Below are 13307 nucleotides of genomic sequence, written 5' to 3'. Positions count from 1 at the left end.
CGCGACTTCTGCTTCAACGGCAACCTGATCATGCGCGCGACCGGCGACCGGATGCTGCTGTCGCCGCCGCTCGTGATTCGCGAGGCGGAGGTCGACGAGATCGTCGACAAGGCGAAGCGCGCGTTCGACGCGACGGCGCAGCGAGTGGGGCAGGGACGGTAAGCCGACACTGCTGCGGGTGCGGCGTCGCATGATGCCGGCGCCCGCGTCGCGCAGCGCACGTGCGTCGCCAAAACGAAAAGGGCCTGCGTCGTGAGACGCAGGCCCTTGAATTCTTTGGTGGGCGGTACTGGGATCGAACCAGTGACCCCTGCCGTGTGAAGGCAGTGCTCTACCGCTGAGCTAACCGCCCAAAGAAGCTGAAATTATGTCAGAGCTTTTTGGGTTCGTAAAGCCCTTTCTGCAAATTTTTTTAAACGGCCGCTGCCCGCGCTCGCGAGCCGGTGTTCAGCCCGCGAGCGCGGGCAGCGCGTCGAGCGACGCGCGCACGTAGTCGGCGAAGCGCAGCGCGACCGGTTCGGCGGTGCCGCTGCGCTTCAGCTCCAGCGTGCGCGATTCGAGCGACGCATCCTTCAGCGGCCGGAACGCGAGCCGGTCGCTCTTGACCTGCTGCAGCACGCGCGGCACGAGCGCGATGCCCATCCCGAATTCGACCATCGACAGGATCGTCTGCCACAGCCGCGCCTCGTGACGGATCAGCGGACTGAATCCCGCGTTCACGCACTGCGCGATGATCAGGTCGTGGTAGTGCGGCGCGGCGTCGCGCGGAAACAGGATGAACGGCTCCGTCGCGAGCGCGGCGAGCGCGACCTGCCGGCGCCGCGCAAGCGGATGCGCGGCCGGCAGGCAGCACACGAACGGCTCCGCATAGACGGGCGCCGATTCGACCTCGGGCGGGCAGTGGCCCCAGTGCGCGTAGCCGAGATCGATCTGGCCGCGCTGGATCGCCTGCACCTGCGCGTGCGTGTTCATCTCGCTCAGCACGATCTCGACGCCCGGATAGTCGGCCTCGAAGCGCCGCACCGCGTCGGGCAGCCCGCGATACAGCATCGAATGGACGAAGCCGATCCGCAGCCGGCCGGCGAGCCCCGACGCGGAGCGCACCGTCAGGCGCTCGGCCTCGGCCGCCTGCAGCAGCAGCCGGCGCGCCTCGCCGAGCAGCACCGCGCCCGCGTTGGTCAGCGCGACCGTCTTGTTGGTGCGGGAAAAAAGTTGCACGCCGAGCGCGTCCTCGAACTTGCGGATGTCGAAACTCAGCGCCGGCTGCGAGATGAACAGGCGCTTCGCCGCGCGCCCGAAGTGCAGCTCCTCGGCGACGGCCACGAAGTAGCGCAACTGCCTCAGTTCCACGGTGTCTCCTCCCGGCGTCGGCATCGATAAGCGATATCTATCGTACCGGATAAATCCTGTATTGGACGCTTATCGACCGCGCGCCTACGCTCTGCGGGAGGCTTGACGCACGACGGACCGGGCGCCGCGGCACCGCGGCCGCCGATGCGCCGGCAACCCAGGAGACGCACGCATGCACGACACCGCTCGCACGCCGGACACCGGCGCATCCCATATCCCCGACAGCCGGGGCATCAATTTCTTCACCGTCGACCCCGATCTCGGCGCGTTGCTGAAGCTGCATCTCGGCGACGCGCACTATGCGGAACTCGAGCCGCGGCTGCGCGCGCTCGGCGAGCGCGTATCGGGCGAACTCGACGAATGGGCGGCGCGCGCGGACAAGCATCCGCCCGTGCTCGAGCACCGCAACCGGCGCGGCGAGGCCGTGCAGCGGATCGACAAGGATCCGGCGTACGTCGCGCTCGAACGGGTCGCGTATGCGGAGCTCGGGCTCGCATCGCTGAGCCATGGGGCCGAAACCGTGCCGCCGCTCGTCAAGTACGCGCTGACGTTCCTGTTCGTGCAGGCGGAATTCGGGCTGTGCTGCCCGGTCAGCATGACCGACTCGCTGACCCGCACGCTGCGCCGCTTCGGCGATCCCGCACTCGTCGCGCGCTACCTGCCGAGGCTCGCGTCGCGCGACTTCGACACGCTGTACCAGGGCGCGATGTTCATGACCGAGCAGGCGGCCGGCTCCGACGTCGGCCGTATCGCGACGCGCGCGACCCGCGGAACCGACGCGCACGGCGACACCGTCTGGCGCCTGACCGGCGACAAGTGGTTCTGCTCGAATGCCGACGCCGATCTCGCGATGGTGCTTGCGCGGCCCGACGGCGCACCGGACGGCATCAAGGGCCTCGCGCTGTTCCTGCTGCCGAAGACGCTGCCGGACGGCACGCGCAACCGCTACCGGATCGTGCGCTTGAAGGACAAGCTCGGCAGCCGTTCGATGGCGAGCGGCGAGATCGCGCTCGAAGGCGCGCAGGCGTACCTGATCGGCGAGATCGGCCGCGGCTTTCACCAGATGGCCGACATGATCAACATGTCTCGGCTGTCGAACGGCGTGCGCGCGGCCGGGTTGATGCGGCGCGCGCTGAACGAAGCGTTGCACGTCGCCGCGTATCGCGACGCGTTCGGCCGCAAGCTGATCGAGATGCCGCTGATGCGGCGCCAGCTGATGAAGACGCTGCTGCCGGCCGAGGCCGCGCGCACGATGTTCATGCAGATTGCGCTGTTGCTGCCGCAGGCCGATGCGGGCGACGAACAGGCTGCGCGCTGCGTGCGGATCCTGACGCCGTTGATCAAGTTCCGCGCATGCCGCGACGCGCGCCGCGTGACGGGCGATGCGATGGAAGTGCGCGGCGGCACCGGCTATATCGAGGAGTGGAGCGATGCGCGGCTCGTGCGCGACGCGCACCTCGGTTCGATCTGGGAAGGCACGAGCAACATCGTCGCGCTCGACGTCGCGCGCGCCGCGCAGCGCGAGCATGCGCTCGACGCGCTGCGCACGTTCCTCGGCGATCGTCTGGGCGCGGCGCCGCTGCCCGACGCGAGCCGCACGGCGCTGCGGCGCATTCTCGCGCGGGCGTGCGATGCGCTTGCGCGGGTCGCGGAGGACGGCGACGACGCGCGCGTGCGGCAGGCCGCGTCCGCGCTGTATTACGCGAGCGCGGCCGTGCTGATGGCTTGCGAAGGCGTACAGCTCGCGCCGGATTTCAGGCGTCTCGCGCTGGCGCACCTGATCGTGCGACACAAGCTGCTGCCGGTCGATCCGCTCGCGCCGGCACCGCGCGACGACGAATCGGCCGCGTCCGACGCGCTGCTGCGCGGCCTGCCGGTCGCGCTCGACACGGCGCTCGACCTGCTGCCGGAGGTCGAGCGATGAGCACGACGCGTGGCGCACTGGACGGCCTGAAGGTCGTCGACCTGAGCCGGGTGCTCGGCGGCCCGTACTGCACGCAGGCGCTCGCCGATCACGGCGCGACGGTGATCAAGATCGAGCCGCCCGCCGGCGACGAGACGCGTGGCTGGGGGCCGCCGTTCCTCGGCGACACGGCCTGGTATTTCATGGGCGTGAACCGCAACAAGGAAGGGCTCGCGCTCGACCTGTCGCACGACGAAGGGCGGGCGATCCTGTGGCGCCTGCTCGAAGAGGCCGACGTGCTCGTCGAGAATTTCAAGCCGGGCACGCTCGCGCGCTGGGGCATGGACTACGCACGCGACCTGCAGCCGCGCTTCCCGCGCCTGATCTACTGCGCGGTGACGGGCTTCGGCGACGACGGCCCGCTCGGCGGCCTGCCGGGTTACGACGCGGTGATCCAGGCGATGGCCGGGCTGATGAGCGTGAACGGCGAACGCGATGGCGGCGCGACGCGCATCGGTTTGCCGATCGTCGACATGGTCACGGGGCTCAACGCGCTCGCCGGCATCCTGCTGGCGCTCGCGGAGCGCGAGAAAAGCGGGCGCGGGCAGTCGATCGACGTGGCGCTGTACGACTGCGGCGTGTCGCTGCTGCATCCGCACCTGCCGAACTTCTTCGGTTCGGGCCGCGTGCCGGAGCGCAGCGGCAACGCGCATCCGAACATCGCGCCGTACGACAGCTACCGCACGGCTACCGTGCCGATCTTTCTCGCGGTCGGCAACGACCGGCAGTTCGCACGGCTCGTCGCGCATCTCGGTGCGCCGGCGCTCGCCAGCGATCCGCGCTTCGTCGACAACCGCAGTCGCTGCGCGCACCGGCCGCAATTGAAGGTCGAGCTGGAAGTGCGGCTTGCCGCGCACGCGTGCGAGCCGCTCGCGCGCGAGCTGATGGCGGCCGGCGTGCCGTGCGGGCCGGTGCGCACGGTGGCCGACGTCGCGCACGATCCGCACGCGCTGCACCGCAACCTGTTCGTCGAGATCGGTGCGTATCGCGGCACCGCGTCGCCGGTGAAGCTGTCGCGCACACCGGCCACCTACCGGTCGGCGCCGCCCGCGCTCGGTCGCGACACGCGTGCGGTGCTCGATCGGCTCGGCGTCGATCGCGCGCTTCAGCAGCAACTGCTCGATGCCGGCGTGCTGCGTGTCGCGCCCGACGGGACGTGACGGACCGACGGGCGCGCCCGCAGACGAACGTCGTCCCGACCCGACCGATCGCAACGTCGACATCGAGCAACGCAACGTAGAGCCACCCCGCCAGCCGGCGAAGTCCGGCCATCCGACAAGGCGCGCGACAGTCGCGCCCCGGATCACCAACATGGAGACAACGATGAGCCGTCCGCCATCCCCGCCCGCCGCGCAGCCGCGGCCAGGCCGCGCCGCCCTCGCGGCGTTCGTCGGCACCACGATCGAGTGGTACGACTTCTACATCTACGGCACCGCCGCGGCGCTCGTGTTCGGCAAGGTGTTCTTTTCGAGCACGATGGATCCCGGCGTCGCGACGCTGCTCGCGTTCGTCACGTTCTGGGCCGGCTTCGCCGCGCGGCCGCTCGGCGGGATCGTGTTCGGCCATCTCGGCGATCGCGTCGGCCGCAAGACCGCGCTGGTGATCACGCTGGTGATGATGGGGCTCGCGACGACTGGCATCGGCCTGCTGCCCGGCTATGCGTCGATCGGCGTATGGGCGCCGGCGGGCCTCGTCGTGCTGCGCGTGCTGCAGGGCATCGCGGTCGGCGGCGAGTGGGGCGGCGCGGTGCTGATCGCGAGCGAGAATGCGCCGAAGCATCGCAGCATCCTGTATGCGGCGTTCGCCCAGCAGGGCTCGCCCACCGGCAACCTGCTGGCCACGGCCGCGTTCTTCGCGCTGAGCGCGCTGCCGACGCCGTCGTTCCTGATGTGGGGCTGGCGCATTCCGTTCCTGCTGTCGGCCGTGCTCGTGATCATCGGCATGGTGATCCGGCTGAGGCTCGAGGAGTCGGTCGACATGCAGCGCGTGCTCGCGCGCAAGCGCACGGTGAAGCTGCCGCTGCGCGACGTCGTGCGCGACCACTGGGTCGTCGTGTTGCTCGCGGCCGGCACGCTGCCGGTGATCAACGTCACGTATTTCCGCAGCACGTTCGCGCTGTCGTGGGCGACGAAGACGCTCGGTTACGCGCAGGGCACGTTCCTCGGCATCCTGTCGATCTCGCTCGTCGTGCAATTTCTGATGCAGCCGGTCGGCGCGTGGTTCGTGTCGAAGGTCGACATGCGGCGCGCGATGTGCTGGATCCTGATTCCGGAAATCGTGCTGATGCCGATGATGTTCCATGCGCTCGCGACGCGTTCGTACTGGGTCGCCGTCGCGGGCATGTGCATTTCGACGATTCCGTCGGCGATGTTCTACGGCGCGGTCGGCGGCGTGCTCGCGCGCGTGTTTCCGGCCAACATCCGCTATACGGGCCTGTCGCTCGCGTATCAGTTGAGCGCGCTGGTCGTCGGCGGCGGCACGCCGGTGCTCGCGCAGGCGATCCTGAACGCGACCGGCAGCATCGTCGGCGTCGCGATCGCGTCGGGGCTGTACGCGCTCGTGTCGCTTGCGTGCATGCTCGCGCTGCTCAATCGCACCGGCTACCGCGCGGACGAGCTGTCGACGGCCGAACGCAGCGATGCGGCGGAATGGGGCACGGAAGGCGCGGGCGCGGATCAGCCGGCCGGCGCGGGCGCGCCGCCGGACGATCGCGGCACGTTGAAACCGGCGGGATGAGGCGGGCACGCCGGCTCGCCCGGGCGCCGTCGAGCGCGCGTCGGCGGGGTTGCGTCGATTGGGCTGCCCCAAAAGCAAACGGCACCGTGCGGTCACACGGTGCCGTTTGCTCCATTCGCGCGACGAAGCCAGCGGGCGCCGCCTGCGCGATTCGCGGCGCTCAGCCTTCCGTCGGCGGCACGTAGCCGGACGCCTGGTCCGCGCCCTCGCCGAAGAAGTACTTCTCCGTCTGCTTCATCAGGTACTGGCGCGCGCGCGGGTCGGCCATGTTCAGGCGGTTTTCGTTGATCAGCATCGTTTGCTGCTTGAGCCAGCCTTGCCACGCTTCCTTCGAGACGCTCTCGTAAATGCGCTTGCCGAGTTCGCCCGGCAGCGGCGGGAAATCGAGGCCTTCGGCTTCCTTGCCGAGCTTCGCGCATTGGATCATTCGAGCCATCGTGTACTTCTCCTGTAATCGGTGTCTGGGGGAAGGGCAGTCGTGCCGGTGCTCAGAGCTGCTTCATCAGCACGAGCGACTTGCGCTGCCAGTTATAGAGTTTGCGACGGTCTTCCGGCAGGTCGTCGACGCTGACCTTGACGAAGCCGCGCTTGAGGAACCAGTGCTCGGTGCGCGTCGTGAGCACGAAGATGTGCGTGAGGCCGCGCGCGCGGGCGCGCTGCTCGATGCGCTTGAGCAGGCGTTCGCCGTCGCCCGAGCCCTGCGCTTCGGGTGCGACCGTCAGGCACGCCATTTCGCCGATCTTTTCCTGCTGGTACGGGTACAGCGCCGCGCAGCCGAACAGCACGCCATCGTGCTCGATCACCGAGAAGTGGTCGATGTCGCGTTCGATCTGGTGGCGGCCGCGCCGCACGAGCGTGCCGTCCGACTCGAGCGGCTCGATCAGCGACAGGATGCCGCCGACGTCGTCCGGGGTCGCCTCGCGCAGGCTTTCGAGGTTCTCGTACGAGATCATCGTGCCGACGCCGTCGTGCAGGAACAGTTCGAGCAGCATGCTGCCGTCGAGCGACTGCGGAATCAGGTGGGCGCGGGTCACGCCGCCGCGGCATGCGCGGATCGAATGCTTGAGGAAGAACGCGTCGTCGCCCTGGATGTTGCCGGAATCGAGCAGTTCGGCGGCCGCGTCGAGCGACATTTCGCGTACCAGCTCGCCTTCGTCGTCGACGATGCCGGGCCCTTCGGTCAGGAAGATGATCTTGTCGGCGCGCAGCGCGATCGCGGCCGCCGACGCGACGTCCTCCATCGACAGGTTGAACGCCTCGCCGGTCGGCGAGAATCCGAGCGGCGACAGCAGCACGAGCTTGCGGCTCGCGAGCGAATGACGGATCGATTCGGCATCGATCTTGCGCACGATGCCCGTGTGCGCGAAATCGACCCCGTCGAGAATTCCCACCGGCCGCGCGGTCACGAAGTTGCCCGACACGACGCTGATGTGCGCGTGCGCCATCGGCGAGTTCGGCAGACCCTGGCTGATCGCGGCCTCGATGTCGAGACGCACTTCGCCGGCCGCTTCCTTCGCGGATTCGAGCGCGCGCGCATCGGTGATGCGCAGGCCGTGCGAAAACTCGGATTCGACACCGTGCAGGCTCAGTTGCTCCTCGACCTGCGGGCGCGAGCCGTGCACGAGCACGATCTGGATGCCCATCGCCTGCAAGAGCGCGATGTCGGACACGAGCGCATTCAGCAGCCCCTGCTGCACCACCTCGCCGCCGAACCCCACGACGAACGTGCTGTTGCGGAACTTGTGGATATAGGGCGCGACGGAGCGCATCCAGTCGACGAACTGCGCGTGGCTGGCGGCCGAATCGTCGGCGGCCGGCGGCGTCGCGGCGCCGGTCTGGGCGGGAGGGAGGTCGGTTTGGGAATTCATGGCCGGGATTATAATGCGCCCCCATGTCGAATGTTTCTAAAAGTCCCGCGCCGACGCGGGCCAATACGCCGTCGGCGAAGCACCCGGATGGTGCGGCCGATGCGCGCGAGCAGCCGGGCCAGCCGCCGCGCCAGCAGCAGGACAAGCCGGCGGGCACGCCGGCACCCGCGCCGCGCGGGCCGCGCAATGACGAACGGCGCGGCGCCGCGCGCCAGCCGGCCGCGAAGGGAGCGCCGCAGCCGACGGGCGAGCGGGCCCCGCGCCGCGAGCGTGCGCCGCGCGCCGCCGTCCCGCCGAATCCCGTTCCGCCGATCACGTATCCGGAAAGCCTGCCCGTGTCGGGCAAGCGCGACGAAATCGCGCGTGCGATCGCCGGTCATCAGGTCGTCATCGTCTGCGGCGAAACCGGCTCGGGCAAGACTACGCAATTGCCGAAGATCTGTCTCGATCTCGGCCGCGGCCTCGGCGCCGGCGGCACGGGCCTGATCGGCCATACGCAGCCGCGGCGCCTGGCCGCCTCGTCGACCGGCCGCCGGATCGCCGAGGAACTCGGCACGCCGTTCGGCGAGGTGGTCGGCTACAAGGTGCGCTTCACCGACAATCTCGCGCCGGGCGCATCCGTCAAGCTGATGACCGACGGCATCCTGCTCGCCGAGACGCAGACCGACCCGTTGCTGAAGGCGTACGACACGCTGATCATCGACGAGGCGCACGAGCGCAGCCTGAACATCGACTTCCTGCTCGGCTATCTGAAGGAAATCCTGCCGAGGCGGCCGGACCTGAAGCTGATCGTCACGTCCGCGACGATCGACGCCGATCGCTTCGCGCGCCATTTCGGCACCGACGCGCGCCCGGCGCCCGTGATCGAGGTGAGCGGGCGGCTGTATCCGGTCGAGATGCGCTACCGCCCGGTGGCCGAGGATCGCCCGGCGGTGAAGAACGCCGAGGGCACGGGCGGCCGCGATCGCGTGAAGACCGCGCGCGAAGCCGAGCGCGACCTGATGGACGCGATCGTCGACGCAGTCGACGAGCTGTGCCGCGAAGGCCCCGGCGACGTGCTGGTGTTCCTGCCCGGCGAGCGGGAGATCCGCGAGGCGGCCGAGGCGCTGCGCAAGCACCATCCGCCGCATACCGAGATCCTGCCGCTGTTCGCGCGGCTCTCGGCGGCCGATCAGGACAAGGTGTTCAAGGCGTCGAACGCGCGCCGGATCGTGCTCGCGACCAACGTGGCCGAAACCTCGCTGACGGTGCCGGGCATCCGTTACGTGGTCGACACCGGCCTCGCGCGCGTGAAGCGCTATTCGTACCGGAACAAGGTCGAGCAACTGCAGGTCGAGTCGATCTCGCAGGCGGCCGCGAACCAGCGCGCGGGCCGCTGCGGCCGGGTGGCCGACGGCGTGTGCATTCGTTTGTACGAGGAAAGCGACTACCAGGCGCGTGCGCGCTTCACCGATCCGGAAATCCTGCGCTCGTCGCTCGCGTCGGTGATCCTGCGGATGAAGTCGCTGCACCTGACGGCGATCGAATCGTTCCCGTTCCTCGAACCGCCGCCCGGCCGCGCGATCGCGGACGGTTACCAGTTGCTCAACGAGCTCGGCGCGGTCGACGACGACAACGCGCTGACGCCGCTCGGCCGCGAGCTCGCGCGGCTGCCGCTCGACCCGCGCGTCGGCCGGATGATACTCGCCGCGCGCGACCAGCAGTCGCTGCGCGAAGTGCTGATCATCGCGAGCGCGCTGTCCGTGCAGGACCCGCGCGATCGTCCGATCGAAGCGCAGGAGCAGGCCGACCAGGCGCACCGCCGGTTCGCCGACGAGCGGTCCGAATTCCTGCAGTGGCTGAAGATCTGGGCATGGTTCGAAGAGGCCGTCGCGCACAAGAAGTCGAATCGCCAGCTCGTCGACGCGTGCCGGCAGAACTTCCTGTCGCATCTGCGGCTGCGCGAGTGGCGCGACGTCCATTCGCAGTTGCTGACGGTCGTGCGCGAGCACGGCTGGCGGCTCAACGAAGTCGAGGCCACCTACGAGCAGATCCATCTGGCCCTGTTGACGGGGCTGCTGGGCAACCTCGGCATGAAGGCCGACGACGATCCGCATTACCTCGGCGCGCGCGGCATCAAGTTCTACCTGTGGCCGGGCTCCGCGCTCGCGAAGAAGGCCGGCCGCTGGGTGATGGCGGCCGAACTCGTCGAGACGAGCCGGCTGTACGCGCGCTGCCTCGCGAAGATCGAGCCGGAGTGGGTCGAGAAGATCGGCGCGCACCTGCTGAAGAAATCGCTGTCGGAACCGCACTGGGAGAAGCGTCCCGCGCAGGTCAGCGCGTTCGAGCGCGCGACGCTGTACGGGCTGCCGATCTATCACCGGCGGCGCGTCGCGTTCGGCAAGCAGGACCCGGCGCGCGCCCGCGAGCTGTTCATTCGCGGCGCGCTGGTCGAAGGCGAGTTCGACACGAAACTGCCGTTCTTCGCGCACAACCGCAAGCTGCTCGCCGACATCGAGCAGCTCGAGCACAAGTCGCGTCGGCAGGACGTGCTGGTCGACGACGAGTTGATCTACGCGTACTACGACCACGCGATTCCGGAAGGCATCCACACGGGCGCCGCGTTCGAGCGCTGGTATCGCGACGAGGTGAAGAAGGGCGGCCAGGCGGAGGACAAGCAGCGGCTGCTGTATCTGTCGCGCGACGACCTGATGCGCCACGAGGCGGCAGGCGTGACGACCGACCTGTTCCCGAAGCGCGCGACGATGGCCGGCGTCGAGATGGCGCTCACGTACCACTTCGAGCCCGGCACGCCGCGCGACGGCGTGACGCTCGCGGTGCCGCTGTTCGCGCTGAACCAGGTCGACGCGCGCCGCTGCGAATGGCTCGTGCCGGGCATGCTGAAGGAAAAGGTGCAGCTGCTGCTGAAGTCGCTGCCGCAGAAGCTGCGCCGGCACTGCGTGCCGCTGCCCGAGTACGCGGCCGGCTTCGTCGAGCGGATGGGCCGCGAGCGCTTCGGTGCGGGCGGGCTCGTCGAGGCGCTGATCGCCGACGTGCGGGCGCAGACGCAGGTCATGATGAAAACGGCCGACTTCAAGCTCGAGACGCTGCCCGCGCACCTGTTCATGAATTTCAAGGTGATCGACGAGCACGGCCGCCAGCTCGCGATGGGGCGCAATCTCGCGCAGCTTCGCCAGGAGCTGGGCGCGCAGGCGCAGCAGCAGTTCCAGAAGATCGCGGCCGCGTCGACGCTCGCGAGCGGCGGCGACGCCGAGGCCGGTCAGGCGCCCGGCCATGCGCCCGCGTCGAGTGTCGCGGCCGGGGCGCCTGCCCGCGGCGCGAAGGCCGGCAAGGGCGCGGCGCCGCAGACGGCCGCCGCGGCGGAGACCGGCGCGACGGCGCTGTACGAGAACCTGACGACGTGGAATTTCGGCAAGCTGCCCGAGCTGCTGGAAATCCGTCGGCGCGGCCAGACGCTGTACGGCTATCCGGCGCTCGTCGACCGTGGCACGCATTGCGACGTCGAGGTGTTCGATTCGCCGGAGGAGGCCGCGCGTATCCACCGGGCCGGGCTGCGGCGCCTTTTCGCGCTGCAGTTGAAGGAGCCGATCAAGTTCCTGGAAAAGAACCTGCCGGGCCTGCGCGAGATGGCGATGCAGTACATGTCGCTCGGCACGCAGGACGAGTTGCGCGACCAGCTGATCGACACGGCGCTCGACCGCGCGTGCCTGCAGGACCCGCTGCCCGACGACGACGCGAGCTTCCACGCGCGCCGCGACGAGGGCCGCAGCCGCCTGAACCTGCTCGCGCAGGAAATCGCGCGGCTCGTCGGGCAGATCCTGGCCGAATACGCGGGCCTCGTGAAGAAGCTCGCGCAGGCGAAGCCGTTCGCGCAGGCCCATGCGGACCTGCAGCAGCAATTGGCCGCGCTGGTCGGCAAGCGCTTCGTGATCGACACGCCTTACGCGCAGCTTGCGCATTTCCCGCGCTACCTGAAGGGCATCGCGCTGCGGATCGACAAGCTGAAGGCCGACCCGGCGCGCGACGCGAAGCAGTCGGCCGAGCTGCTGCCGCTCGCGCAGCAGTACCAGCGCGCGGTGTCGCAGCGCGGCGGCGTCGCCGATGCGCGGCTCGCGGAATTCCGCTGGCTGCTCGAGGAATTGCGGATTTCGCTGTTCGCGCAGGAACTGCGCACGCCGATGCCGGTCTCTGTCAAGCGTCTGCACAAGGTCTGGGAGTCGATGCAGCGCTAGCGCAACATCGGTGTGCCGGCCCGCACCGGCCGCCGCCCGGGGCCGGCACCGCGGCGGCGCCTCCGGCAGGCCGGGCATGCGTCGAAGTGGCGCAATACCGGCATGGGTCAACCGGAGGGGCCCGCCGAACGTTCTACAATGACAGCTGTTCCACGACGTGAGTCTTCATGCGCACTTTCCTTTCCTTCGGCCGCACGCTTGCGCTGGCCGCCGCCGTGCTGGCGCCCGCCGCGCACGCGAATAACGTGATCGTCCTCAATTCGGCCGAAGCGACGCTTTCCCTGATCGACCAGCAGACCCGCGAAGTCGTTTCCACGATGCCGACCGGCAAGGAACCGCACCATTTGATGGCGACGCCCGACAACGCGTCGCTGATCGTCGCGAATTCGGTCTCGAACAGCCTGATGTTCCTCGATCCGAAGACGGGCAAGCTGCAGCGCACCGTCGAAGGGATCGACGACCCTTACCAGCTCGGCTTCTCGCCCGACCGCAAATGGTTCGCGGCGGCCGGCCTGCGGCTCGACCGCGTCGACATCTACGGCTACGACGGCCGCGACCTGCGCCTCGTGAAGCGCGTGCCGCTCGCGGTGATGCCGAGCCACCTCGCGTTTACGAAGGACAGCAAGACGCTGCTCGTGTCGCTGCAGGTGTCCGGCGAGATCGCGGCGATCGACCTGCCGACACAGACGGTCAAATGGAAGATGAAGGTCGGCAAGGTGCCGGCCGGCCTGTGGCTCACGCCGGACGACAAATTCCTGCTGGTCGGGATGACCGGCGCGGATTACGTCGCGGTCGTCGACTGGCGCAACCAGAAGGTCGTCAAGCAGATCTACACGGGCAAGGGCGCGCACAATTTCCGCTCGCTCGCCGACGGCACGCACGTCGCGGTGACGAACCGCGTCGCGAACACGATCAGCATCATCGACGAGAACACGCTCGCCAACGTCGGCGACATCACCGGCCTGCTGCCGGGCCCCGACGACATGGAGCTGTCCGCCGACAAGAAGACGCTGTGGGTGACGTTCCGGTTCGCGAAGAAGGTCGGGATCATCGATCTGGCCTCGCGCAAGCTGGTGCAGACGATTGCCGTCGGCCGCTCGCCGCACGGCATCTACTTCTACGACCGCGCGCCGTGGAAGGCGGCGAACGGCGCGTGAC

At 69.1% G+C, this 13307-nt stretch carries 8 protein-coding genes, 1 tRNA gene and 1 pseudogene; 6 read left to right on the top strand and 4 right to left on the bottom strand.

The annotated features are described in order from the left end of the window. Nucleotides 1–162, top strand: a pseudogene (locus WT53_RS33440) (aspartate aminotransferase family protein); the annotation flags it as partial. A gap of 115 nt (nucleotides 163–277) precedes the next feature. On the opposite strand, the gene WT53_RS09865 reads toward WT53_RS33440, so the two are convergent. After that, nucleotides 278–352, bottom strand: a tRNA-Val gene (locus WT53_RS09865). Between the two features lie 95 nt (nucleotides 353–447). Beyond that, entirely contained in the window at nucleotides 448–1350 is a 903-nt protein-coding gene (locus WT53_RS09860; RefSeq protein WP_034207780.1) for a LysR family transcriptional regulator, read from the bottom strand. A 172-nt stretch (nucleotides 1351–1522) separates the two neighbouring features. Here WT53_RS09860 and WT53_RS09855 point away from each other — a divergent pair, with 172 nt between their 5' ends. The 3 genes from WT53_RS09855 (at nucleotide 1523) to WT53_RS09845 (ending at nucleotide 6049) form a co-directional block, all read left to right on the top strand. Next, the gene (locus tag WT53_RS09855) at nucleotides 1523–3274 is read left to right on the top strand and encodes an acyl-CoA dehydrogenase family protein (RefSeq protein ID WP_060259557.1); all 1752 of its coding nucleotides are present in this window, start codon (nucleotides 1523–1525) and stop codon (nucleotides 3272–3274) included. Continuing rightward, nucleotides 3271–4473, top strand: coding sequence for a CaiB/BaiF CoA-transferase family protein (locus WT53_RS09850; protein ID WP_060259555.1), 1203 nt, complete (start codon nucleotides 3271–3273; stop codon nucleotides 4471–4473). Before WT53_RS09855 ends, WT53_RS09850 begins: the two co-directional genes overlap by 4 nt. Nucleotides 4474–4636: 163 nt before the next feature. Beyond that, nucleotides 4637–6049, top strand: a complete 1413-nt coding sequence (locus tag WT53_RS09845) for an MFS transporter (protein WP_060259552.1) — start codon at nucleotides 4637–4639, stop codon at nucleotides 6047–6049. A 160-nt stretch (nucleotides 6050–6209) separates the two neighbouring features. Here the strand turns inward: WT53_RS09845 and WT53_RS09840 are convergent, their stop codons facing one another. Further along, nucleotides 6210–6485, bottom strand: coding sequence for an oxidative damage protection protein (locus WT53_RS09840; protein WP_009692666.1), 276 nt, complete (start codon nucleotides 6483–6485; stop codon nucleotides 6210–6212). Nucleotides 6486–6537: 52 nt separating this feature from the next. Then, nucleotides 6538–7917, bottom strand: a complete 1380-nt coding sequence (gene argA / locus WT53_RS09835; RefSeq protein ID WP_006485509.1) for an amino-acid N-acetyltransferase — start codon at nucleotides 7915–7917, stop codon at nucleotides 6538–6540. Nucleotides 7918–7940: 23 nt separating this feature from the next. Between argA and hrpA the strand changes: the two genes are divergently transcribed. Both hrpA and WT53_RS09825 read left to right on the top strand, forming a co-directional pair. Beyond that, on the top strand, nucleotides 7941–12149 hold the full coding sequence (gene hrpA / locus WT53_RS09830) for an ATP-dependent RNA helicase HrpA (protein ID WP_060259547.1): 4209 nt from the start codon (nucleotides 7941–7943) through the stop codon (nucleotides 12147–12149). A 167-nt stretch (nucleotides 12150–12316) separates the two neighbouring features. Further along, nucleotides 12317–13306, top strand: coding sequence for a beta-propeller fold lactonase family protein (locus tag WT53_RS09825; RefSeq protein WP_034207775.1), 990 nt, complete (start codon nucleotides 12317–12319; stop codon nucleotides 13304–13306). Nucleotide 13307 lies beyond the last annotated feature (1 nt).

Origin of the sequence: Burkholderia sp. MSMB2157WGS (assembly GCF_001532755.1) — a bacterium.
Lineage (GTDB): Bacteria > Pseudomonadota > Gammaproteobacteria > Burkholderiales > Burkholderiaceae > Burkholderia.
The sequence above is the reverse complement of the archived record's forward strand: the minus strand, read 5'-3'. Positions and strand labels throughout refer to the sequence as shown.